Here is a 24,060-nt window from a genome sequence, read left to right on the forward strand (position 1 = left end):
AAATGGATTCTTCAAAAGACTGTCTTGAAAATGTTGAGATATTGCTTGTAATATCTCCTCCGGAAAGACTAAAAGACAACAATGTAGAACTAATCAGAAGACTGACAGAAAACGACCGCGAAATACTAATTATCACATCAAGCCAGCCGTCACAATATCTACATGAATTATACGAAGCAAAGGGAATAGACTCCGGAAAGATTTCTTTTATAGACACTATAACAAAATTTGCAATGGGAACAGTGCCTGATGGTGTACAACGTTGCAGATTCCTGAGCAGTCCGTCTGATCTTACCTCTCTTTCTATCGCAATCAGTGAAAGTTTAAAGGAGATAAAAGAGAAAAAACCCGCATTGCTTATAGATTCGTTAAATGCAATGCTTATTTATCTCCCGTCATCCGACATTACAAAGTTCATGCATTTTCTTACAAGCAAGCTTAGAATTATGTTTCTTTCCGGAATCTATCTTGCCGCTGAAGACAGTCTGGACCCTAAGATAATGTCTCAGATTATGACTTTTACAGACAGGGTTATCAACATGGATTCTGAGTCCTATTCGGACTCTGAAGCCGATTCCAAAGAAAAGGACATAAATTAGAGGAAAAATTGCCGGAAAATCGCCTGTGCGGATATGAAAGGTGAGGTTTTGTTTATCGTAAATGTCATATCCGCTGCCAATACCTCCCCCGGATGAAGACCGGTATGTAAAAATAATAATCAGGCGTCTTCTTTTTGATAATATTCAATTCTCTGAAGGACATATCCCAAAACCTGTTCTTCAAGAGGTCTTTGGTCTTCGATTGAGAAAAGATAAGCAGTGGAATAGGCAAAAATCAGTGCATTATCGCGTTTGAACTCTAATGGCACCTTTATTTCATCCTTAGATAACTTAATTGCATAAAATTTCTCATCTTCAGGTTTGAATGTGCAGTCCTTTTCTTCAGGAAGTTTTACACCAAATGTCTTTGTCGGATCATGACCTTCCCAGTTGAACTCAGATCTGATGGACTTCTGGGAGGGCAGAAGTTCTATTGAATGTGCCCTGATAATTGATACAGCACATTTAAGAGCGCTTTTGCTCTCGTCTTTTTCAATCTTTCCAAGAATTTTGTCAGCACGTCCTATTGCCCTGTCATAAAGGCCTGTTCTGTATCCTATAAGCATTGATGCTATCATATGGGCAACATTTCCGGAGATTTTTGGCATATCTTTTTTTATACCTGCCATATAATCCTCTAAATCCTTTTTTGCAATTTCCAGACTCATTTATAAGCACCTCTTTTTGTATTCAAAACGTTCATGATATTTTTTTTCGCAAAACGGTGATGAAATTTTTGTTTCATTCAACAGTTTTATGTAAGTTACGAAGTAACTTCATGCAAAATCAAAAAAATAATAATTTTTGACTTTTACTTCAATGATACAAATAGCCCTTAATAATTAAAGAGTATTTCCTAAAAAACATCCATGAAATTTATATTTCATACAACTTTTCATGTAAGTTACGAAATAAAATTCATGTGTAATTCCTGTGTAATTCATAAAACAACTGCTTCATGCGGAATTTTCATATGGTATTTAATGCCCCAAAAAAAATTATTCTCTTTTTTCAAATTCCAAAATTATGTTTTGCATCTTTTCTGCATTTCGAAAGACTTCCTCACTTTCAACGCCTCCAAAAAGACCTGAAATTGCAATTATTTCTGACAGGGGCTGTTTTAACGATGAAATCAGCTCATCAGTCTCCTGTGAAATGTTTCCTGACACTTTTTCAGCATTTTCTGTTTTGGATTCCAAATATTCCTGAAATAAAACCACAAGGTATGTTTTGCCTTCAAATGCAGCTGCTTTCACATAAATTTTTCCGGGAATATTTCCTCTGTCAGAAGTTTTTAATGATGTCTCACACTCAAAACATGTTTTTTTCTTCTCTTTTGAAAGATTTTTTGAAAATTCAAATCCTAAAAGTATCCCTGGACTAATTGAGGAGAGTTTTTCTGCATCCATCTTTGTTTTTGCAATAAGAAGTCTGTTTGAATAAGAAATCTTCGGACCGTTTTCAAAGTCGCCTTCAGAGACAATGCAGAGGGGAAAAGGCAGGGAGTCCATTACAAACCTGAATTTGTCCTCACCGGATTTAAGTGCTTTTTCTGCTTTTATTGCCCGGTGCTTTTGCAAAACAGTCTCAATTGTAGTATAAATTTCTCTTGGGCGTGCCGGCTTTGTAAGATAACCGTAAGGATTTGTCCTTATTGCACGAGAAAGAGTTTCATCGCCTGTGTAGGAGGTCAGGTACACAACCGGAATATCCCAGTTATTTCCAATTTTTTCAGCAACATCAATCCCGTCTATGTTGTCTTCAAGATTTATGTCAATTAAAGCAAGATCAGGCATAAGTTCGCCTGCCATCCTTATGGCATCCTCACCTTTTGTTGCAAGACCTACTACATCGTAGCCAAAAGATCCAAGCGATCTTTCAAGGCCCATTGCGACAATCACCTCATCTTCAACAATCAAAACCTTAGCGTCAGCCATTAAAATCCTCCCCCCCTTGAGAATAAGAAAATTTAAATGCCGTTTTTTTCTGATTTCCTGCATTTCAGGTCATTATTCCTGACATATTTAACAATCAGGAGAAAAAAATACCGGAACAGAAATTCTCTTATATTCAATCATATTTTTAAAGTGGTATATATTACTTATTAAATTCATTTCTGAGCCGTTTTACAAATTTAACTAAATATCCGGACAAAACACTAATATGAGATTAAAACAACTGATTAAAATTGTATGGACAGTATGAAAAAGCCTGATATTGAGATAACCAAAATTTCGCCTGTAGGAATCGGTAAAGACAAAATAGAACTCATTGTCACTATAAAAGTCAAAAACCCCTCTTTTTTGGATGCACCAATAAAAAGGATAGAATTTGAGCTATTCAGGCATTTAAATAATGGTGAAGATTACCTTGGAAGAGGAGAAAAAGAGGGTGTGATTTTAAAGGCAGACTCTGAGAATCTTATTGATATTAAAGTTTTGATTGAAAATCTGTCATTTATTTCCGCCGCCGCTGAATACATAAAAGACGGAGTCAGCATTATTGTAAGGGGAAGCATATTCTTCGATCTGAAAATTTTTGCACCTGAAATTAAATTTGAGGAGATAAAAAGGCTTAAAAGTCCGCTGGAAGATTTTTTTAAGTAACTTGCCGGGGAAAAAATCTTCCTTCATGGACATATACTATGTAAATCAGAATTGAGTTGCTATGAAAGTCAAAAATCCCTGATAAACTTTCATCACTTTTTTGTGTGATGAAAAAAGCTCATCATGTGCGTTTGCTATGAAAGTCACTTTGTGAACTACATGAAACTGTTGCGTTAAAAAAAATTATCATGATTTTTTTTTAAAAGTAATATAATTTTTAAAATTTTAAATGCAGATCAATACTTCTTTTTATCAGAAGAATCTACAAATAAAATCTTAATTATTGCCGCAAGACCGATTACAAACGCTGTGAAGTAAATTGCGATTGTGAAATACAAAAGCCAGCCGGAGTATTCAAAATCAGCAGAGTACATAACAATTGATGCCCCAATAACAAGTGCTGATGCAACAAGACCCATAAGAAGCTTGTCTGTTGCCTTTTCAATTGTATATGAAAGTCTCTCAACATCCTTTGCAACAATATCAATCTGGAATTTTCCTGCCGCCCACTTATTCATCGTCCTGTTAAAGATTTTTGGAAGCTTCATTATACTGTCTATACTTTCAATAAGAGTATGTGAGGTCTTTTTAAAAGATTGCGGTGAGAAATATTGCATTTTTACAACTTCGGAAAGATAAGGCCTTGTTTTGTCATAGAAGTTGAATTTTGGATTTAATGTCTGTCCAAGACCAATTACCATCATTATGACCTTTAAAAGAGACATCAGTGTCCCCGGAATCTGAATATGATAACGGTTTAATACATCAGGAATGCTCTTTAAGGAACCTGCCGCATCAACTGATGAAATTTCAAACCCTTCAGCATCAAAAAGGGCATAATAGAGGTTATCCTTAATATCATCCAGATCATCATCATCAATTCTGACACCTAATTTTTTAAAGGTCTCGACTATCATATCAACGTCGGTATCAACGATTGACAAAAGCAGTTTTATGAAAGTATGACGTCTTTCAGGCCGGATTACTGCAATTGCACCAAGATCAATGAAGGCAAGCTTTCCGTCAATTGTTACAAATATATTTCCGGGGTGGGGATCGATATGGAAAAAGCCGTCTTCGAATATCATCTTAAGATATGTCTCAAATCCAAGATCTGCGTATTTTTTCGGATCATATCCGTATATTTTTATTCCTTCCACATTATCTGCACGAACGCCCTCAATGTATTCCATCATTAAAAGTTTAGAGCCGGAATACTCCCAGTATATCTTTGGAAATTTTATATCAGGTTTATTTTTAAAATTTCGTCTGAAAATATCTGCATTTTTCCCTTCTGCTATGTAGTCAAGCTCCCTTTTCATCATCTTTGAAAAGTCATCTACAAGTCCTGTCAGATTATATGCCTTAAGCGCCGGATTTACTTTCTCAAATCTCCGGGCCATATTTTCAATAATTATTGTGTCCATCTCAATTGTTTCAGAGATATCAGGACGTTGAATTTTTATTGCAACGACAGTTCCGTCCTTTAAAATCGCCCTGTGAACCTGGCCTATTGATGCCGCGGCAACAGGAATCCTTTCAAAAAATTCAAAAGTTTCATCAATCTTACCGCAGTATTCCTCAATAACCGGCAGTAGATCTTCGAAAGGAACAGGGGTCACACTGTCATGGAGCTTTTTAAGCTCCTCTATTAATTCCGGTGGAAGCGCCTCGCTTCTTGAAGCCGCCATCTGACCGAATTTAACAGCTGTTGGACCAAGTTCTTCCAAACCAAGTCTCATTCGCTCATATATCGAACGGTTGTCTTTTACTGTCTTTTTAAAAAGTTTTTTTCTTCTGGTCGAGTCTGGATCGATCTGGTCTAAGAAAATACCAAATCCGTATTTTACCATTACATCGGCAATCTGACCATATCTTTTCAGCCTGTGAACCATATCAGGAAAATTGGTTCTTCTTGGTAATAAAATTCTCTTAAAAACAAGAAAAAAAAAGACAAGAAAAGAGATATAAAAAAACTGATGATTTTGGATTTAAAGGTTAGGAACGCCTTCTAATAAGAGATACTACAAATAAAATTGAGAGCAGAGCAATGAAGATAAAATAACCACTTCCTAAAGCAGGTGTCTGTGATGTGGTTTTTAAGTCATCACCTTCATTTTCTGCAGTCGCTTCTGTTGCAGGCGGCATTGTCCGGAAAGGAGTGACTTCTGCCTCTTCCTGTGTCTCTGCCGGTTTCTCTGTCACTGCCTCTGCAAGTGTAAATTCGGCTGTATATTCAGCAGATCCGTCATCCTTAGAGATTTTAAAGATATAAAAATCTGGTTTTAGATTTGATGTATCCACAGGAACTTCCCATGAATTTTCGTCACCGCCCGGTATGACTGTGACTGTTCCTGACTGGCCTGTAAACTCTGATGATGTGGTCTTTGATGTCGGCTCAAAAGAGGCTGAATAAAGCTCATAAATTAATTTTTCACCATCGGCGATATTGGTCTGGCCTGATATCATAAGGTTGTCGCCGATGAAATAGGTCTCCTTTGGAGTAAACCTAATCCATGGTTCAGAGATGTAAAATTCAGTTGAGGTGTAGGTATCATCTATATCAGGTGATGTAAGCATCCTCATAAGTGCATTTGCAGCAGCGCTTCCCTGTAATTTTCCGGAGCCATCTATTATGAATGAATTTCCGGCCGATGAGACAACAGAGGTCTGACCTGTCTCAGGAGTATCATAAGATACGTCTGCGTCAAAGACGCCGTTGTACATAGGGTGCTGGACTATGCAGAAATACTGGCCTGATGCCATGTTCTGAGTTGTGCTTTTGGATATTTCATATGTGTATGTATTTCCGGTCACTGACTGCGTCTCGCGTGTCCAGTAATTAGGGCCAAATACCCAGAATGCAAGACCTTCCTGTGGACTTCCTGTAACCCCGCCTTTTATATAGACAATATCGCCTTTTGCAACATTGTCTGATGCACAGACTGTCTGTGAAAAAAGCATTAAAGATACAATAACAGACAGCAGAACAATTTTTTTTATTAGATTTTTTTTCATTCGATTAATCCCCTCATTAATTTGCTATAAAAATCAAAATACCTGATAAACTTATCATCACTTTTTGTGTGATGAAAAAAGCTCATCATGTACGTTTTACATGTAAGTTACGAAGTAACTTTCATATAAAATTATTTATATTCTTAAATGATTTCTCAATTAAGGGCATCAGGATAATTCAGGCTTTTCGGAGGCTGATGAGACCATAGCAGATATCTCTCCTTTTGCATTTTTAAGGAATGTGTTGTGCCACACAACCTCTGCTTCTGTTCCGTCCTTTCTTAAAATCCGCCCCTTCTGGCCTGATTTAGGAATGCAATCACCGTTTATCGCCTGTTCAAAGCCGGTTTTAAGATCAGCTCTTAAACTCTGCGGAACAACGGTTGAGAACCAGTCTGCACCTAAAATTTCATCCTCCGTGTAGCCTAAAATGAAACAGCCTTTTTTATTGAGGCTTTCAATCATCCCGTCTTTGTTTACAACCGCAATCATAACGCCTGCAACGTCAAGATAGCTCTGGGACTGATCACGCTGTGCAATAATCTCCTCTTTTGCACGGTTCTGCTCGGTTACATCCTCTGCTATTGTCATAATGTATTCAAGCTTTTCATCAGGCCCTGATATCGGTACTTTTCTCACACTTAAATCCCTCCTTTCACCTGAACCTGATTTTGCAGTTATCGGCGGCAGGAATGCAGGCTTTAGTGTTGACAAGACCTCTCTGTCTCCCGATACGAAATATTCTGTAATTTTATCCGGGAAAAGCTCACAGCCCATTTTTCCTATGCATATATTATTGTCCAAATCAAAAAATTCCTCCGCAGCTTTGTTAAAAAAGATATATGTTCCGAATTTGACCTCTTTTACAAGAACCATGGATGGAATGTTCTGAACGATTGAATTTAAAAAAGATTTCCATTTAAAGAGGCTTTTCATCGCATTATCCCTTACAGAGATATCACGACATACAACCCTGTATCCTGTCAGGTCTCCAATATTATCAAATTTTGGACAGATACTCAGCTCAAGTTTTACCCGGCTTTCAGGACTGTTCTTTCTAATTAATGTGCATTCTGTAAGTTCAGCTGTTCTTTTTGTCTTTGCTTCTCTCATCGATTCCAAAAAATTCTCTGATGACACATCATCAAGATAATCAAGAAGAGAAAGGCCTATAAGCTCATCTGCCGGTTTTTTTATTATATCAGCACTTTTCGGGCTTGCGTAGAGAAAAACTCCTTTTGTATCGATATTCCATATTGCATCGTTTATCTCTTCTACAAGAGATCTGAAGTTATGCTCACTCTCTAAAAGTGCTTCTCTTGCACGGTGCTGTTCGGTTGTATCCTCAAGCATCAGAGTGATTCCAGGAGATGAGTCATTTAGTACAGTCGGGATTATTCTTATTCTGTAATAGCGCTCATCATCAATCCGGACAATTTTTATTTCATCAACTGTCTCTTCGCCTTCGAGTGCAACTCTTATCCTGTCATTTATTACCGGATGATCAAAACCTACAAGGGGGGAGTCTCTGAGCTCTTTTCCGATAATATCACTGCGCTCTACATTCAAAAGGCTACAGAGAGAATCGTTTACCTGAACAACTTTTAATTCATTGTCAATCACAGCAACCATATCAGATGAGAAGTTAAGCATCGCAGATACCGGCGCACGCTGGGATATAAAGAAAACCTTGGCTTTTCCATAGGTTTTCATGTCAACCTGACCTGATATTCGGAGCATATCAAGATATCGTGATACAGTGTTTCTGTTTACGCCAATCTTTGCCGCAATGTCGGATACAGAGAGGCCGCGTGGGTTTTCCTTTAATGTGCTTAGAATTCCTGACAGTTCATCTGCGTAGTTGTCCATACTATACAGATTTAGGTTATTATGAAGCATTACTTATTGCTTTCGTTATTGCTCTGTTCAATGATTCTTTCAATGCAAGATTCAATGCAAGGCGTTAGACAGAAGATTTAAATATTGTTACCAACACATATTATTTGCAATACCAGACCTGATATTTAATGGCTCTGGGAAAAAACCTCTACGACCGTCTTTGGATTTATAAATTCAAAGACAAGATGAAGCCCGATTACCCCCCCAAGGGTCTTCATCCCGTCTGCTAATATCAGGCAGACGGATAATCTTAAATGCAGAAGTTGATTGCGCCTCCGAAACATCGTGATTTAAGGCACACATATTCCGTAACTCAAAACGAATTCAAAAAACATCCATAATTTCCTCCAGTAACCCGCAGAATGCAACACTACCATAAATGGGTTCATAAATGACAGTAAAGCTATACCTCTCTACTGTCTTATCAAAAAAAGGGATGTTTCGGAGGCATATACCCCCTTATGTCAATAAAAGATACATAAATTGCTAAACCAGCAAAAATTGCAAAACCAATAAACAACACACGTATCTGATAAAACTGAAATTTCACCTTAAAAAAAATAGTCAGGTTAGCACCACAAACCTGACCTTTCCCGGATTTTATCCGGTTTTAACACTCCTTAAAATTTAAGCAAATTTTGGTTTTACATGAAAGTTACTTCGTAACTTACATGAAACTGTTGCATGAAATATAATTTCATGGACGTTTTTATTCAATTTTGAACTGATTTTTTTTGGCTTTAATTTATTCTCAGTTTTTATTCATTTTTAATTGATTTATTTTTAGGCTTTATTCAGTCCCGGTTTTGATTAATTTTTTGTCAATTTTTTGTCTGAGTTATTTTTATTTTTTTCTGCTGAGTTTTTCCGGCTGAATAAAGAACAAAGCAGAATCCTGCAAATATGGCTGTGATAACTCCAAATCCACAAGATTTTTGTTCTCCTGCCGTGTCAGGAGATGTTTTTATAATCATACACTCGTTTGTTATCTGATCTGTTCCTGAAATCAAAAGACCATTATCGGATGTTATCTGAAGGGATGAGATTCTTACATCTCCATAATTTTTCGTCCAGAGTTTTGAGCCTTTATTATCAAGCCTTATTATCAGATATTCAGTTTTGTCAGTTATTTTATCATATCTGTCTGCAAGGAGATAGTATCCGCCATCAACGGCGGCTTTTATATGGTAGATTACATCAGCTGTTGGTACACGAATTTTTGACAGTTCTTCCCCGTCATTTCCAATAATAAAAACAGATGCCTGATATATGCTGTTATCTTCTGATAATGCAATCCGGTCTTCTTTTTCTTCCACAAGTGCAGCGGCATAATTGTTATTTTCAAGCGGAATTATCGAGATTATCATGCCGGAGTCGTCAAAGCTGTACTGGGCAGACCAGATTATCTCTCCATTTTCATCGGTTTTCATCATAAAACTGCGGTAATTTTCAGTATAGATTATCGGGTTTATGTATCCGCCGATTATAAAATTACCATCAGGTGTTTTTTGAACTGATGTCAGCCTGTACTGGCCGCCGCCTTTTGGAGTTCCCAATGTTTTATTCCAGAGTTCTTCTCCTTTTACACTTATCATTGTAAGAAAAGACTGGAAAAAATCACCGGTCATTAAGACATTGCCATTATCAGAAACCTCAATAGAGCTTATGACACCAACAGGCTGATGATATGTCCATTCAATGTTGCCCAAAAGATCTGTTTTTATAAGATTCTCACCATCTGTAAAAAGATACAAACCGCCGGTGGGGGATTCTTCAACAAATTTTATTGAACCATTCTCATCTCCGCCAGGAATACTTGTTTTTGATACAATATCGCCTGTATTTGAGATAAAAATAAGCTCCCTTCCTTTAACACCATGTCCGCCGGCGACATAACTTCCATCGGAAAGTTCCCATACAGAATTTATTTTTTCATCCCCTGAGAAGGACTTCATCCATTCATATGAAGGACCGTTCTGGTTGTCCGGAGACGCACAAAGGCCTGCAGGAATAAGCATACAAATGGCTGATAAAATCAAAACTGACAAAAAAATCCTCTTAAAGGCAGAATCCCCTAAAAAAGAATCTTTTAAGAATATTAGATCGAAATTTGCATATTTCATATAGTCCCCATCCTAACTATCCACATAAGTCTGTTTTTTAAATATTTTTTAGATCTTTTAATTTTTTTGAGTTTAATTTTTAGATTTTTTGGACTCTTAGATTTACCATGAAAACGTTCATGAAACACAACATGAAAAATTAGTTTCATGAATGTTTTTTGAATTTTTAATTTTAGAGGTTTGGAGGTTTGAAATTTTGGATATTCTGGATTTTTTAATTTTTTTGATTATTTACGAATATTTCATGTAGATTTAGGCGAAAAGATATATTATTACTTCTCCCGCCGCCTGATTATCTGATAGTTTAGTAATTTTGATAATATATAATTATAGAGTTGAAATAATCATTTTTGATTTAAAAAATTAGTCTCCTGATAAAAATATGACGCAATATAGAAATAATCGGGATTAAATTCTAAAATAAATACAAATCTTCCTGAAAACGATAATCGGATAGTTATCCTGTACACCCGGGTTTATAAACTCCCGTCCACAGAATTAATGATATTTAAGACCCATACAGATATGCAATGATAAAGGTTGCAGTCAACGGGTACGGAACCATCGGAAAGAGGGTTGCAGATGCTGTCTTTGCGCAAAAAGACATGGAGTTAATCGGAGTTTCCAAGACAAGACCAAGCAGTGAGGCACTTGTTGCCAACATTAAGGGTTATCCCCTGTACATAGCAGACATTTCAAAAAAGGAAGCATTTTCAAATGCCGGAATAGAAGTAGCCGGAACGGTTGAAGAGATGATAGCCGCATGCGATGTTGTTGTGGATGCAACACCGGGCGGAATCGGTGCAAAAAATAAAGAACTGTACCAGAAATACGGGAAAAAGGCCATCTGGGAAGGCGGAGAAGCACACGAATTAGCAGGATTTTCGTTTAACTCTTCCTGCAACTACAAAGACGCTTTAAACCGGCAGTTTACAAGGGTTGTATCATGCAACACTACCGGACTATGCAGAATAATACAGGCAATAAATGCCGAGTACGGAGTTAAAAAAGTTCGTGCAACAATGGTTCGGAGAGGCGCTGACCCGGGAGATCCAAAAAGAGGCCCGGTTGACGCAATTGTCCTAAATCCGGTCACAATACCTTCACATCACGGACCTGACTTACAGACTGTTCTTCCGGAAATTGACATTGTTACAACTGCTCTTGTTGTGCCGACAACATTCATGCACATGCACATAATCCAGATGGATCTTATGAAAAATGCATCAGTAGAGAGAGTCCTTGAGATAATTAAAAATCATCCAAGAATGGGCCTTGTAAAAAAAGGTCTTGGAATCACAAGCACTGCCGAACTTAAGGAATATGCATCAGATCTTGGAAGGCCGCGTTCTGATCTTTGGGAATCCTGTATATTTGAGGAATCTGTATCAGCAACAGACAACGGCGAACTATATCTCTTCCAGGCGATTCACCAGGAGGCAGATGTCGTAGTCGAAACAGTGGATGCAATAAGGGCAATGATTGGAGAGGTCTGCGATGCTGAAACATCAATCAAAATTACAAATGAATCACTTGGATTTAGTCCGATTTAAATCACGAGGGTTTAAATTCAAAAACCACAGGATTTAATAATGATGAATTTCCCGGCAATTTGAATCTTATATATGAAACAAATTTAAATAAACCCTTTTTTGTTCAGCAAAATCTAAATAAAAACAAAATATGCATTAATACCAAAATACAATGAAAAATTTTTAAAAATGCAACAACATACAAAAGAAATTCTTTATCTGAAAAGATAAATTGTATTCCTTTTTATTGAATTATTTCAGGTTCCCCTGATGGCTGAAATTGAGAAATTTCTTCTCTTATGGCACGGAAGTATCATTTACCCCTAAATCCGAATCTGATTTTTCATATCAATTGTTGCATGAAGCAAATGCTTCATGAACGTACTTTCATTTAACCCCCCATTGATTAAAATGAAGATCAGATGTGGTTTAATAAACATTTTTTATGATGATTCTATTAGCACAACCATCCTGTTTATGTGAGCTTAAAATCCATATAAAGATTTGCATAACAAATCTGAAATGCAGAGTTTGTTAAAGATTAGTCTTTTACAGATAAAAAAAACAAAAAATTCTTTTAGATTTGGTTTTACATGGTAAATATCAGACAAAGTTGCTTATATAATCCTGGCCTTCATGATCCCAGTGAATCAGGGCCTGGCGAATCCTTGATTTAAGAACAAAGCGGCCGTTATTGTCAGGGATTAAATTCTCCCTGAAATATTCATATGCACACTCTCTCTCCTCATGGGTTATTCTTCTGTTCAAAAGCGCTTTTGAAACGGCATCTTCTGTTCCCATGAAGGTCTCCTTCCAGTCATATTCAACAATTTTGACATCTGCAAATATGCCCATATCATGCAGAATATTTAAAAGGCAGATATAATCAGGATAATGAGGTTTTTTTACATATTTTTTGCCCATAGACTCTGCAACATACCTCAAAAGGTTGTCCTCATGCCTTTTTTTTGCAAACCAGAATATATAGATGTCTCTTTTTGATGCACGATGAAGTTTGTCAAGCGCCCATGCGGCATCATAAAAACCCATGGAAAAAGCTGACAATACAACATCATGCGGAGACATATCCTTTTTTAAACAGACATCCTCCCATTTTTTCTGGACATAACGGCAGTTTGACAGATTTGCCTCTGCCATATTGTCGCGAAGATACATGAGCATCCTTGCAGAAGAGTCAACTGCAGTTACATACTTTACTTTTTTTGCAATCGGAACTGCCAGCCTGCCTGTTCCTGCACCGACATCCAAAACAGTATCATCAGGCCGTAAATCAAGAAGTTCAGTGTCCAAAAGTGCGATTTTGTAATTTTCATGGACGGAACTGTCATAATAATCCGCTCTTTTATCCCAGATACACCCTGCATCCTCCTGAAACTCCATAGAATAGCGTTTTCTAACAGCAAGCTTCCATAGTTCGTTGTAATCAATAATCCTCCCCATAAACACATTCCCAAATCGCAAAAAACCAAAACCGGTAAAAACATCCGGTTAAATTATTCATTACTTTTATTGTTAATAAGACTAATTGAGCCGGGAGAAATTTTATTTTTTTAAAAAAGAGATTTATTATAAATTTAAAGAGTCTTATCGTTCGAAATTTTCAGAAAAGGCCAAATCGTCGTTGAAATTCTCTGATGGCAGATGCAATGTGAAAAAATTTGAATCTTTATAATTATTGATATATTCGGGTTTTAAAGACTTAAAAGGTGTTTTTATATTTTTTCCATTAATTGGGCAGATTGTTGAATAACCTGAAATCTCTGAAGCAATATCTCTGAAAAGCTCATTTGCACCGGATTTTTTTCCTTCAATCTCCGGATTTTTTATTAAAAGGCCTTTTTTTGCGATACCCTGCCTGTCAAGTACAAGATCTCCTGTCTGTCTGTACATCTCCCTTAAAGAGTTGCAGACAGCATCAGGAAAATCAGGCATATCACTTAAATTTTCATAAATAAGACCATTTGGTCTTTGATAAAACATACCAAAATCAACAATATAAATATCTGCAATTCTGTCGAGAAGATGAAGGGTTTCGGGCCGCTCATATCCGGAGGTTGTGTATACAATCGGTATTTTAAGGCCCATTGCCACAGCCTCCTTAACAGCGCCGATAATCTGCGGAATGAAATGTGTCGGAGAGATAAGATTTATATTATGACAAAGACTGTCCTGAAACATCATCATAATTGCAGCAAGTTCTGATTCGGTGCACAAAACCCTTTCTCCCGATGATTTGTGCATAAATTTTTCAGCCACGGCTTCTGATGAACCATAATCCAAAAATTCAATTGCGCCTGAACCGCGATTTCCAAAAATAGCACGCGAATCTCCGTACAATACTCTGTAGGAAGCAATAGATGGCAAAATGCCGTTTTTACAGTGCCCGACCTTTCCCTCCACCCTGTCTGCACCGCACTTTTGCGGACACAAATGACAGCAGTGAAGGTTAAGCCGCGCCTCCCATTCCCGCTCCGTTAAGACACCGGATTCAAATAATCTTATATAAGATGCAATATTTTTGTTTCTCTGCAAAATATCCCCCCTCCCTTTGATTTGCAGATACGCATTTCAGTTTGTGAACTTTACCTATGCTCTAATGCTAAAAAAAATTATCGCATCTTATTTTTAACAGTTCTCTATGGATAAATTTAAAGCTCATAAATTCTTTCTTTATTCTAATGGACTTTAAAAAAAGTCTTTCAGGAAAAATTTCAAAGAGTGCTCAAAAAGCTCTTCCAGGCCGTTTTTATGTAATAGGCGACATCGCTGTTGTAAATATCCCCTCCGAATGCCAACCCTTCAGAGAGGGGATAGCTGATGCCATTTTTTCTGTCAGAAAAGATGTAAAAACAGTGCTTGAAAAAAATTCAAAGATTTTTGGCGAGAGAAGAACAGGGGGATTTTCGTTTGTAAAAGGAGAAAACAGGACAACAACAGTTCATAAAGAAGACGGATATTTATACAAAATTGATTTAACCTCGGTTTTTTTCAGCCCGAAACTGGCCTTTGAGAGGATGCGGATTGCATCGCTTATAACACCTCAAGAGAGAATTATCATTCCCTTCTGTGGTTCAGGGCCGTTTGCAATTCCCTCTGCAGACAGAGGAGAAGAAATAATTGGTGTTGAAAAAAATCCGGATGCATGCCGCTATTTTATGGAAAACCTAAAATTAAACGGACTCCGGGAAAAAGGAGATATCATATGCGCCGATGCTCTTTTCATTCAGGATATAATAAAAGGAAAAAACCAATTTGACAGAGCAATAATCCCGACAGCCTACGGGCTTGATGAGGCACTTTTCAAAACATCACCGCTTGTAAAAAAAGAAGGTAAGATCCATTTCTACACATTTAAGACAAAAGAGGAGATAAGGCCATATTCGCTTTATCTTGAGAAGAATGACCTGAAAATATTATCTTTCAGGCGCTGTGGAAATATTGCTCCGGGAGTATTCAGATATGTTTTTGACCTCCAGAAAAAAGGTTTAACACAAAAGAGGGATGATAAAAAGCAAAGACGGCCTATTAATTTTTAATTATCATGCACGGGTTGCTTCATTGGCAATATCTTCGTTTTCCAAGACTTCGGGAGCTCCTTTTTTCAGAGTTAGATAAATTGTGGTTCCTGACCAGGGTTCTCCTTTTACACGCTCACGTGCCGATACAGATCCTCCATACCGGCTTACAAGCGAGGATATAATAAAAAGCCCAAGACCATCATGTCCGCATGGTTTGTCACGTACATATTTTCCTTCAGAGAAGTCTTTTATTATTTCAGGAGGCATTCCTGATGAGTTATCCTCAACTGCTATCAGAACACTATCACCCAAATCTCTTGTTATTACGTTTATCTTCGTTTCAAAATTGCCATATTTAACAGCGTTTCCAAATATATTTTCAAAAACAGAGCCTAAAAGACTGTCTGCCATTACATAAGCACCGCACCTATTGTAGTTTATTGTGTTGTTTGTATAACATGAAATTTCCTCATCCATTATTTCATCAAGAGATACGGATTTTGGGGAGAAATCAACACTATTAATTGATTTAAGACACTTAACGCAGTTTAATGTTCTTTCTATCCGTTTAAAACAACCAAGTGTCTTTTCCAGATATTTTTCTCCTTCTGTATCATAATTTTTGATCTCTGAGAGCACCTCACAGTACCCAAATCCGGTGCAAATTGCATTTTTAATATCATGCATTATAAGATCCATGTAAAAATCAGTACTAAATTTTGTCTTTCCGGATTTTTTGGCATCAGGGTTATCTCCGGCATAATGAAGCTCGGCAAAAATACCTTTTACTTTTGAATTTCCTTTGAGGGAGGATTGTCCTGTGTGATAAAGGGTTGCAAAAAGTAAAACCGGAATTGCAGGACCATCTTCTGATTTTAAGTAAAGGGGATAGTCACTTAACTCCTCGTTGTTCAAAACAAGATTTAAAGCTTCTCTTACCTCTGCCGGTTTTGTAAAAAGGTCACAAAACGGTTTTCCAATAAGGCTGCTTCTTCCACAAAGAGCCATATCCTCCATTGAATTATTGACATCGTCAATAATACCATCGCAGTCAATTGTCACAAGCGGATCAACATGTGCTTCTATAAGACATTTATTGTATTCGTTTGCAAAAATAAGTTCATTTTCAGCTCTTTTCTTCTCAACCGATGTGATGATTCTGTGAGTAAGTTCAGCAAACTGGGATTTTAAATCTCCTCCCTTTTGGATATATGAGTCAACACCGCAGTTTAGTGCTTCAATTACAACATCCTCGCGGCTTCTTCCGGTGAAGATAATAAACGGAATATTATTCCCGCTTTTTCTGACTGTCTTTAAAAATTCAATTCCGTTTAATCCCGGCATTTCATAATCTGAGACCACTGCATCAAAAATATTTGTTTTAAGCATCTCAATTGCATTTTTTGCTGATATTTCACATGTGGCATTGAAAAGTCCGGTTTTTTCAAGGAAAATTTTTGTTATTTCTGAAACAGACTCCTCATCATCTACAATTAATATGTTAATCATTCGATAATCAGGTACCTTTTTTGGTCTGGAAAAAATATGACCTAATTTTTTTAGGTTTTCCTTAATATACCACAATTAACTGTAAATTGCGCTTTATTGGCAATTTTCTTTCGGTTTAAAATTTTTTTCTAAATTTATTAGACATACAAAACGAATCCGCTTATGTTTTGGGTCGTCTTTATGCAAACCTAAATCTCTATTTATGTATTGACGCAGACAAAATGCCAGTTCAAACCAGGCAGGTCTGCTAGTTTAAGATCGGAGATTAAAATTCCGGCAATTAGGAAAAAATCTCAAACGGAGATGAGAAATGAACAGGAAAATGAAAAGAAAATCAAAAGAAAGTTACAATTCTTCCCAGGGAGAAACCGGAAATACTGATATTTCCATAGTAACGCTGGAGAATTTCCTTAAAAGGTGCTATTAATGAGCTTTAAGGCATCAGTCAGAGGAATCAGAAATGAGAACGAACTGCCCTCGGAGCTTCTTTTGATGCTCGGACTAACGAAAAAAGATATCAGGGAGGATTTTTTAAAATCAGAAAGGACAAAATAGACTAAAGCTAAAATCAGATAAATTGCTTAATTGTTGACAGATTATATCTTTCACAGACGTAAATACTAAAACCAAACTGGAAAAAGTGATAAATTAAAAAGCAATAAATTAAAAATCAAAAAATGGCAGATTAAAAATTGGGATATTAATTCCAGAAAAAATTCAAAAAAATCCGGGCCAATAAAATACATACACCGCTAAAAACCCTGGAATTTCGGATTAAAAAAAATCTGTCCTTAATACATGCGTTCACGAAGCATCTGCTTCAATCACAAAAAACATGTAAATCAAAATCTGATTTCCATGCGAAAACCTCTAAAAAATTTCAATCCAACAGTAAAAAAACCTCTAACAAAATATCTCTACAACAAAAAAGAAAAAACAAATTAAAAAATGCAACATATAACACACGTACCGGCCAGTGCCGAACGGGAAAAACTATTTTTAAAATGTTAATTTTGTGCTATTTTTTTTATGTACTACTGAATTAATGCTTTTATCATTTTGCTACTGCTGATTTTGTTGCGGTATCTGCTGTATTTTTGCCTTTATCAATATATCGTTTATCAATACATCGGCCAGAAATACAAAAGCAACGGAAATGACACAATTACAATTAATATTTCAAGCAAAATTCCCATCCTCCAGTAATCTGTAAAAAGGTATCCTCCGGGACCCATAACCAGAGTATTTGACTGATGGCCAATCGGTGTTAAAAAAGCACACGAAGCTCCGATTGCAACCGCCATTAGGAACGGATCTGCTGATGCACCCAAATCAGATGCTATTGTAATTCCAATCGGCGCCATCAAAACCGCTGAAGCGGCGTTGTTTACGAGATCTGATAAGAACATCGTTATTATAATAAGGAACAGTAGTGTAGCCTGAGGCGGAAAAACTGATGCAGCCGAGACGATACTTCCGGCAATAAGGCCTGCACCGCCACTTGACTCAAGAGCACCTCCTACAGGAATCATAGCGCCAAGAAGGATTATAACCGGCCATTCAATGCTCTCATATGCCTCACGAAGAGAGACAATAGAGGTTAATATCATCAAAACAACAGCGGCTGTAAAAGCCACCTGTATTGGCAAAAGACCAAAAGCAGATATTAAAAGTGCAGATCCAAAGATTAAAACTGCAAGGATAATTAATTTCTGCTTCCCAAGCCGGATTCCTCTTTCAGCAAGAGGCAGACAGCCTATTTTGGAAAGAGCCTCCTGTAAGGATTCTTTTTTGCCCTGAAGAAGAAGGATATCTCCGGGCTGAAACCGGACCTGCTTTAGCCTGTCTTTTATACGGCCTCCTTCTCTTGCAACCGCAAGCAGATTTATCCCGTAAATCCACCGGAGATTTGCTGAATATGCAGTTTTATTAAGAATAGATGAGTCGGGCTTTACAACTGCCTCAATTACCTCTACGGTATCAGAGCCTATCATCTCCTCAGTGACATCAATTTTTTCTGTCAGTTCAAATCCTCCGGAATCAAGGAGAGCCTGAAGATCGTTTGAGTTGGCTTTAATTACAAGGGTATCGCCTTCACGGATAATTTCATAAATGGATGGTGCGACTATCTTTTTCCCGTCTCTTATAATTCCGACAATTAAAATCTCGCCTCCAGTTGCACTGCCGACATCCATAATCATTTTTCCTGAAAATTTTGATTTTTCAGAGACTTTTACTTCGGTCAGATACTCACTAACCGCAAAAAGATCTTCTTTTGATGCCGGACTCTTTCTTGTTGGAATCAGTCTCCAGCCAATAAATGATATGAATAAAATTCCAATAAGAGCAACAAAAAATCCTACATATGCAAAATCAAAGATAAGAAACGGCCCGGAACCGTTTTGTGCACGATATGTCGCAATAATTATATTTGGAGGTGTACCGATAAGAGTCACCATTCCGCCAAGCAGTGAGGCGAACGCAATCGGCATTAAAAGATATGATGGCGATCTTTTACTCTTTCTTGCTGTTTTTATCGCAACCGGAAGCATCAGTGCAAGTGCTCCGATATTATTCATCATAGATGAAAGAATGCCGACAATTCCTGTAAGCGACAAAACCTGTTTTACCTCATCATCTCCGACTTTTGAAACCCAGCGGGTCATCATACCGGCAAGCCCTGAGTTTTCAAGACCCCTGCTCAGTATTAAGACAGCCGCAACAGTTACAACCGCAGGATGTCCGAATCCTAAAAAAGCGTCAGCAGGATTAACAATCCCTGTAACAGTGACAATAAGAAGTGTTATCAGTGCAACTATGTCATAGCGGATTTTTCCGGTCGCAAAAAGAACAAGCGCTATAATTAATGCCATGAAAACAATCAGCATGTCAGACATTGGCTCTTCAAATCCCCTGATTTAGAAACATTCATGAAATTAGATCAAACAATTGTTTCATATAAACTGGATGTCGATAAAAGAGATATAATTTACTAATGTATAAAAAGAATTAATGTATAAAGAGAATTTGCTGACATATGAAGAAAGATTAGAAGAAAGATTACTGATATAGAGATAAAACCGGATGAAAATGAAAAATGTAAATTTGGTTAATATATGGCAGATTATGAGATTAAAAAAGTTATCAGGGAAAAAAATATTCTGAATAAAATTTCGCAACCAAAATTTCATATCTGTTTTGGTTTTGTTAAGGAAACCTAAAAATATTAGGAGCTTAGATAAAAGTTCCTAAGAACTAAAATTAATAATACAAAGAAAAAAATTTGATAAATAAGCCTTAGAGGAGGATATTTTAATATGAGCACACAAAACTGCAATTTAAGCAGAAAAGCAGAGGACTACCTTGAGGCAATACTTAATGTAAGCTTAGAGAAAGGATACGCAAAAACCCGTGATATCGCAAAAGAGCTTAATGTAAGCCCGCCTTCTGTCGTAGAGATGTTTATAAAACTTGATAGGTTGGGGCTTATTGAATATAGAAAATACGAAGGCGTTATACTAAAGCCAAAAGGAAGGGAGATAGCAAGTGTCATAAAATACAGGCATGAAACGCTGATGTCGTTTTTAAAGCTCATATCCGTCCCTGACAAAATAGCAGATGAAGATGCCTGTTTAATGGAGCATGAACTTAATCCAAAGACAATTGAACAGATTCATCTCTTTGTTGATTTTCTAAATGAACGCGGCTCAAAAACGCATACACTTCAGGACTTTGATGAATATTGTGCTGTTAGAAGAAATGCTGAAACTGCAGATAAATAAAACAGAACAATTCTGTGCATATAAAATTCAGACAGAATAAAATCAAAGCAGAATATTCAAATCAAAAAAAAGCAATAAAAGTTAATACAGATACTAAAAGGAATGTGAAATAGTATGGAAAAAAATCTTAATAATGATATTGAAGATTTTGATTTTAAGGATTTTAAAATTGAAATTAAACCAATAGGAATAATCAAAAACACAATTTCAAATCCGGCACTTGTTGCTGACAAAACAGGTCTCTTCCAAAACAAAGACAAAGATGCCGTACAAAAAGGTTTTGATGAAACAGAAGAGGAAATATCAGAAATTATATTAAGAGATGACTTAAAAGACGCAATCTGTGGAATTGAAGATTATTCAAATCTGGTGATACTTTACTGGGGGCATGGAATCTCAAAAGAAGCAAGAACCCTTTCAAAAGTTCACCCTATGGGAGATACAAATTATCCTCTCACAGGACTTTTTTGTACATGCAGTCCTGCAAGACCAAACCCTGTCCTGATGACAGTTGTAAAATTGCTTAAGACAGAGAAAAACACTCTTTTTGTAAAAGGTCTTGATGCCATAAACAACAGTCCTGTAATTGACATAAAACCATATGTAAGCGAATTCTTCCCGAAAGACAATATATCAGTTCCCGGCTGGATGGAAACAATTGCAAAGCGGCACAACTCTGAATAAATCATAATTTCTATCAATTTTTTTAAGTTTTTACTAAGTTTCAACCAATTTTATAATTATATCTGTTTCTCTAATTTTTATCATTTCATCATTTTATATCGGTTGATTCTGGTAGATATCCGGTTCATAAATATTTTTCAGGATTTTAATTTTTTTATAGCTTTAATTTTTGATATTTACAATCTTTCCAAAACATTTTCGGCTTTGTTTAATCAGAACCTAAAGAAATAATTTAATCAGAACAGACAATTAAAGGAGCATTCAGCTTGTTAAAACATATATTATCAAACACAAGAAAACCAGATAGTTCACTTTCAGGAAGCATAATCCTCTGGTCAATGAACAAAGGGCATGAAAAACTTGCCCGATGGGGACTTTCAAAGTATGACTTAAGCAATAAAAAATTTATTCTTGATGCCGGATGCGGAGGCGGAAAAAACATATCAAATCTTTTGTCGATTACACAAAATGCATGTGTTTACGGCATTGACTACTCCTCTGCAAGCGTTAAAAAATCAACTGAATTCAACAAAAAAGAAATCAAAGAAGGGCGTGTCAAAATTTTTCAGGCAGATGTATCAGATCTTTTCTTTGAAAATGAAAGTTTTGATGCAGTAACAGCATTTGAAACCATTTATTTCTGGCCGTCTCTTTGCGAAAACTTCAAAGAAATATATAGAATACTACAAAAAGGCGGAGTTTTTCTGGTCTGCAACGAAATTTCGTCAGAGAAGGATGCAGAAAAATGGAAGAAGTATATTGACATGTCAGTCTATACAAAAAGCATGATTGCCGACTTTATGAAAACAGCAGGATTTTCTGATATAAACATCCATTCTCAGCCAAAAAATGGCTGGATATGTGTTACCGGAATAAAAAACTGATTTTCCTTTGAAAACGTCCATGAAATTATATTTCATGCACCGGTTTCATGTAAGTTACAGAGTAACTTTCATTTAAAACGCACATAATGAGCTTTTTTCATCACACAAAAAAGTGATGATAAGTTTATCAGGAATTTTGACTTTCATTGCAAATTGAATCTTATTATGTTTTTGATTTATCTGATTTGTCCTCTTTTAATCTTAACTTTTAAAATAACAATTAAATTAACAATATTATCTGTTTTTAACTGCTATTTGGTCTGATTTTCAAAAAGGAATTTAATTATATTAAAAAAACGAAAGTGTAGTAATTATGAAGAAAACTCTTGGCCGCTATATCGGAATTATAGTATTTCTTCTCATATTGCTATATCCTATAGACCCTTCGGTCTTTCCGACAGGGGCAAAATATGTCGCCGCCGCAACCATGCTGATGGTTATATGGTGGATAACAGAGGCAATTCCTATACAGGCGACAGCACTTTTGCCAATTGTTCTGTTCCCGCTTCTGGGTGTTTTATCCCCGGCTGAGGCATGTGCTCCCTATGCCGATAAAATAATTTTCCTTTTTATGGGGGGTTTTTTGATTGCAATGTCAATGCAGAGATGGGGTCTTCATGAAAGAATAGCGCTTCATATCATAAAAAAAGTGGGGACGTCTCCGAGAATGCTTATTCTAGGATTTATGGTCGCAACTGCCTTTCTTTCAATGTGGATTTCAAACACTGCAACAGCAATGATGATGATTCCGATTGCAATTGCAATTATTGCAACAATTCTTCCAAAAACAGGTATTACTCTTGATGATATGACAGATACTCAAAGAGCATTTTCAGAGTGTCTTGTAATATCAATTGCCTATGCCGCCTCAATCGGAGGTCTTGCAACAATCATCGGTACGCCTCCAAACGGAATTTTTGTAGCCCAGATGGAGACTATTTTTCCACATGCCCCATCTATTGACTTTTTCACATGGATGAAGTTTGCATTCCCGTTATCATGCATATTCCTGCCTATTGCATGGGTCTGGCTCACATATGGTCCTTACAGGCATATGCCGGAGAAGATTTCAGCCGGAAAGGAGATAATAAACGAAAGGCTTGCTTCTCTTGGCGATATGACAAAGGGTGAGAAATGGACTCTTTTGGTATTTGTCGGAACTGCGGTTGCATGGATTATGAGGTCTGAGAAGACAATCGGAGATTTTGTAATTCCCGGCATTACAACATATCTGCCGTTTGTTGATGACTCAACAATTGCAATTGCAGGTGCTGTTTTGCTTTTCCTTCTTCCGGTCAGCAGAAGTGAAGGGATTTATACAATGAACTGGGAATGGGCAAAAAAGATTCCCTGGGGCATTTTGATTCTCTTCGGCGGTGGTATATGCCTCTCAACAGCATTTATCAAGAGCGGACTTGCGGCTGAAATTATGGAAGCGATGTCTTTCATGCATGTTCTTCCAATAGTAGTTGCAATAATAATAATTGCAATTCTGGTCTCTTTGCTTACAGAAGTGACCTCAAATACTGCAATCGCGTCTGTTATGATGCCAGTTATGGCTGTAACTGCTGTGAGTATGGAAGTTCATCCTTATCTTCTGATGATTCCTGCCGCTTTTGCATGTTCAATGGCATTTATGCTTCCTGTTGCAACTCCGCCAAACGCCGTTGCATTCAGTTCGGGATATGTATCAATGCGTGATATGATGAGAACAGGCTGGGCTCTTAACATTATTGGAGTTATAATTCTTACAGTCTTCATGTTCACAATTATAACGTGGGTATTAGGATTTTCATATGAAATTCCGGTATGGGCGCTTGATCCATCAACCGGCCTTTAAATTTTCACCTTTAATTTTTTAATATCTGTTTTATAATTAAGGACT

The 24,060-nt window shown here is 36.8% G+C and carries 19 protein-coding genes; 9 read left to right on the forward strand and 10 right to left on the reverse strand.

All coding sequences use genetic code 11. The annotated features are described in order from the left end of the window. Positions 1-2: 2 nt before the first annotated feature. Positions 3-599 (forward strand): DUF7504 family protein, encoded by a 597-nt coding sequence (locus L1994_RS10850; RefSeq protein ID WP_278099455.1) that lies wholly within the window; start codon positions 3-5, stop codon positions 597-599. 119 nt (positions 600-718) lie between these two features. Here L1994_RS10850 and L1994_RS10855 read toward each other — a convergent pair whose 3' ends face one another. Together L1994_RS10855 and L1994_RS10860 are read right to left on the reverse strand one after the other, a co-directional pair. Then, positions 719-1,267 (reverse strand): hypothetical protein, encoded by a 549-nt coding sequence (locus L1994_RS10855; RefSeq protein ID WP_278099456.1) that lies wholly within the window; start codon positions 1,265-1,267, stop codon positions 719-721. Positions 1,268-1,597: 330 nt separating this feature from the next. Next, positions 1,598-2,536 carry a response regulator gene (locus tag L1994_RS10860; RefSeq protein WP_278099457.1) on the reverse strand — a complete coding sequence of 313 codons (939 nt, stop codon included), beginning with the start codon at positions 2,534-2,536 and terminating at the stop codon, positions 1,598-1,600. Positions 2,537-2,791: 255 nt separating this feature from the next. Here L1994_RS10860 and L1994_RS10865 point away from each other — a divergent pair, with 255 nt between their 5' ends. Beyond that, positions 2,792-3,205: a hypothetical protein gene (locus tag L1994_RS10865; protein WP_278099458.1), complete on the forward strand. Its 414-nt coding sequence runs from the start codon at positions 2,792-2,794 to the stop codon at positions 3,203-3,205. Positions 3,206-3,441: 236 nt separating this feature from the next. Here the strand turns inward: L1994_RS10865 and L1994_RS10870 are convergent, their stop codons facing one another. The 4 genes from L1994_RS10870 to L1994_RS10885 form a co-directional block, all read right to left on the reverse strand. Next, positions 3,442-5,100 carry an ABC1 kinase family protein gene (locus L1994_RS10870; RefSeq protein WP_278099459.1) on the reverse strand — a complete coding sequence of 553 codons (1,659 nt, stop codon included), beginning with the start codon at positions 5,098-5,100 and terminating at the stop codon, positions 3,442-3,444. Between the two features lie 103 nt (positions 5,101-5,203). After that, positions 5,204-6,223, reverse strand: coding sequence for a hypothetical protein (locus L1994_RS10875; RefSeq protein WP_278099460.1), 1,020 nt, complete (start codon positions 6,221-6,223; stop codon positions 5,204-5,206). A gap of 168 nt (positions 6,224-6,391) precedes the next feature. Further along, on the reverse strand, positions 6,392-8,092 hold the full coding sequence (locus L1994_RS10880) for a PAS domain-containing protein (protein ID WP_278099461.1): 1,701 nt from the start codon (positions 8,090-8,092) through the stop codon (positions 6,392-6,394). An 851-nt stretch (positions 8,093-8,943) separates the two neighbouring features. Beyond that, complete coding sequence (locus L1994_RS10885) at positions 8,944-10,245, reverse strand: PQQ-binding-like beta-propeller repeat protein (RefSeq protein WP_278099462.1); 1,302 nt, start codon at positions 10,243-10,245, stop codon at positions 8,944-8,946. Between the two features lie 530 nt (positions 10,246-10,775). Between L1994_RS10885 and L1994_RS10890 the strand changes: the two genes are divergently transcribed. After that, positions 10,776-11,798: a type II glyceraldehyde-3-phosphate dehydrogenase gene (locus tag L1994_RS10890; RefSeq protein ID WP_278099463.1), complete on the forward strand. Its 1,023-nt coding sequence runs from the start codon at positions 10,776-10,778 to the stop codon at positions 11,796-11,798. A gap of 582 nt (positions 11,799-12,380) precedes the next feature. On the opposite strand, the gene L1994_RS10895 is transcribed toward L1994_RS10890, so the two are convergent. Both L1994_RS10895 and L1994_RS10900 read right to left on the reverse strand, forming a co-directional pair. Further along, positions 12,381-13,259, reverse strand: a complete 879-nt coding sequence (locus L1994_RS10895) for a class I SAM-dependent methyltransferase (RefSeq protein WP_278099464.1) — start codon at positions 13,257-13,259, stop codon at positions 12,381-12,383. A 123-nt stretch (positions 13,260-13,382) separates the two neighbouring features. Beyond that, complete coding sequence (locus L1994_RS10900; protein WP_278099465.1) at positions 13,383-14,330, reverse strand: radical SAM protein; 948 nt, start codon at positions 14,328-14,330, stop codon at positions 13,383-13,385. A 146-nt stretch (positions 14,331-14,476) separates the two neighbouring features. Here L1994_RS10900 and L1994_RS10905 point away from each other — a divergent pair, with 146 nt between their 5' ends. Beyond that, positions 14,477-15,334 (forward strand): class I SAM-dependent methyltransferase, encoded by an 858-nt coding sequence (locus L1994_RS10905; RefSeq protein WP_278099466.1) that lies wholly within the window; start codon positions 14,477-14,479, stop codon positions 15,332-15,334. Positions 15,335-15,337: 3 nt separating this feature from the next. Here L1994_RS10905 and L1994_RS10910 read toward each other — a convergent pair whose 3' ends face one another. Beyond that, positions 15,338-16,825, reverse strand: a complete 1,488-nt coding sequence (locus L1994_RS10910) for a response regulator (protein WP_278099467.1) — start codon at positions 16,823-16,825, stop codon at positions 15,338-15,340. A 426-nt stretch (positions 16,826-17,251) separates the two neighbouring features. On the opposite strand from L1994_RS10910, the gene L1994_RS10915 reads away from it, so the two are divergent. Then, positions 17,252-17,380, forward strand: coding sequence for a hypothetical protein (locus tag L1994_RS10915; protein WP_278099468.1), 129 nt, complete (start codon positions 17,252-17,254; stop codon positions 17,378-17,380). Between the two features lie 566 nt (positions 17,381-17,946). Here L1994_RS10915 and L1994_RS10920 read toward each other — a convergent pair. Beyond that, the gene (locus tag L1994_RS10920; protein WP_278099469.1) at positions 17,947-19,722 is read right to left on the reverse strand and encodes an SLC13 family permease; all 1,776 of its coding nucleotides are present in this window, start codon (positions 19,720-19,722) and stop codon (positions 17,947-17,949) included. Between the two features lie 420 nt (positions 19,723-20,142). Between L1994_RS10920 and L1994_RS10925 the strand changes: the two genes are divergently transcribed. The 4 genes from L1994_RS10925 (at position 20,143) to L1994_RS10940 (ending at position 24,015) form a co-directional block, all read left to right on the forward strand. After that, positions 20,143-20,607 (forward strand): metal-dependent transcriptional regulator, encoded by a 465-nt coding sequence (locus L1994_RS10925; protein WP_278099470.1) that lies wholly within the window; start codon positions 20,143-20,145, stop codon positions 20,605-20,607. 114 nt (positions 20,608-20,721) lie between these two features. Next, positions 20,722-21,291 (forward strand): tRNA (N6-threonylcarbamoyladenosine(37)-N6)-methyltransferase TrmO, encoded by a 570-nt coding sequence (gene tsaA, locus L1994_RS10930; RefSeq protein WP_278099471.1) that lies wholly within the window; start codon positions 20,722-20,724, stop codon positions 21,289-21,291. A 266-nt stretch (positions 21,292-21,557) separates the two neighbouring features. Continuing rightward, the gene (locus tag L1994_RS10935) at positions 21,558-22,175 is read left to right on the forward strand and encodes a class I SAM-dependent methyltransferase (protein WP_278099472.1); all 618 of its coding nucleotides are present in this window, start codon (positions 21,558-21,560) and stop codon (positions 22,173-22,175) included. Between the two features lie 313 nt (positions 22,176-22,488). Next, a complete protein-coding gene (locus L1994_RS10940) occupies positions 22,489-24,015 on the forward strand; it encodes an SLC13 family permease (protein ID WP_278099473.1) in 1,527 nt (508 codons plus the stop codon). Positions 24,016-24,060 lie beyond the last annotated feature (45 nt).

This window comes from Methanomicrobium antiquum, assembly GCF_029633915.1.
Taxonomy (GTDB): Archaea; Halobacteriota; Methanomicrobia; order Methanomicrobiales; family Methanomicrobiaceae; genus Methanomicrobium; species Methanomicrobium antiquum.

Bases quoted from the DNA above. Each gene is read 5' to 3' on its own strand.
- L1994_RS10850 (WP_278099455.1), top strand. From the start codon at position 3: ATGGATTCTTCAAAAGACTGTCTTGAAAATGTTGAGATATTGCTTGTA.
- L1994_RS10855 (WP_278099456.1), bottom strand. From the start codon at position 1,267: ATGAGTCTGGAAATTGCAAAAAAGGATTTAGAGGATTATATGGCAGGT.
- L1994_RS10860 (WP_278099457.1), bottom strand. From the start codon at position 2,536: ATGGCTGACGCTAAGGTTTTGATTGTTGAAGATGAGGTGATTGTCGCA.
- L1994_RS10865 (WP_278099458.1), top strand. From the start codon at position 2,792: ATGGACAGTATGAAAAAGCCTGATATTGAGATAACCAAAATTTCGCCT.
- L1994_RS10870 (WP_278099459.1), bottom strand. From the start codon at position 5,100: ATGGTTCACAGGCTGAAAAGATATGGTCAGATTGCCGATGTAATGGTA.
- L1994_RS10875 (WP_278099460.1), bottom strand. From the start codon at position 6,223: ATGAAAAAAAATCTAATAAAAAAAATTGTTCTGCTGTCTGTTATTGTA.
- L1994_RS10880 (WP_278099461.1), bottom strand. From the start codon at position 8,092: ATGGACAACTACGCAGATGAACTGTCAGGAATTCTAAGCACATTAAAG.
- L1994_RS10885 (WP_278099462.1), bottom strand. From the start codon at position 10,245: ATGAAATATGCAAATTTCGATCTAATATTCTTAAAAGATTCTTTTTTA.
- L1994_RS10890 (WP_278099463.1), top strand. From the start codon at position 10,776: ATGATAAAGGTTGCAGTCAACGGGTACGGAACCATCGGAAAGAGGGTT.
- L1994_RS10905 (WP_278099466.1), top strand. From the start codon at position 14,477: ATGGACTTTAAAAAAAGTCTTTCAGGAAAAATTTCAAAGAGTGCTCAA.
- L1994_RS10910 (WP_278099467.1), bottom strand. From the start codon at position 16,825: ATGATTAACATATTAATTGTAGATGATGAGGAGTCTGTTTCAGAAATA.
- L1994_RS10915 (WP_278099468.1), top strand. From the start codon at position 17,252: ATGAGCTTTAAGGCATCAGTCAGAGGAATCAGAAATGAGAACGAACTG.
- L1994_RS10920 (WP_278099469.1), bottom strand. From the start codon at position 19,722: ATGTCTGACATGCTGATTGTTTTCATGGCATTAATTATAGCGCTTGTT.
- L1994_RS10925 (WP_278099470.1), top strand. From the start codon at position 20,143: ATGAGCACACAAAACTGCAATTTAAGCAGAAAAGCAGAGGACTACCTT.
- tsaA (WP_278099471.1), top strand. From the start codon at position 20,722: ATGGAAAAAAATCTTAATAATGATATTGAAGATTTTGATTTTAAGGAT.
- L1994_RS10940 (WP_278099473.1), top strand. From the start codon at position 22,489: ATGAAGAAAACTCTTGGCCGCTATATCGGAATTATAGTATTTCTTCTC.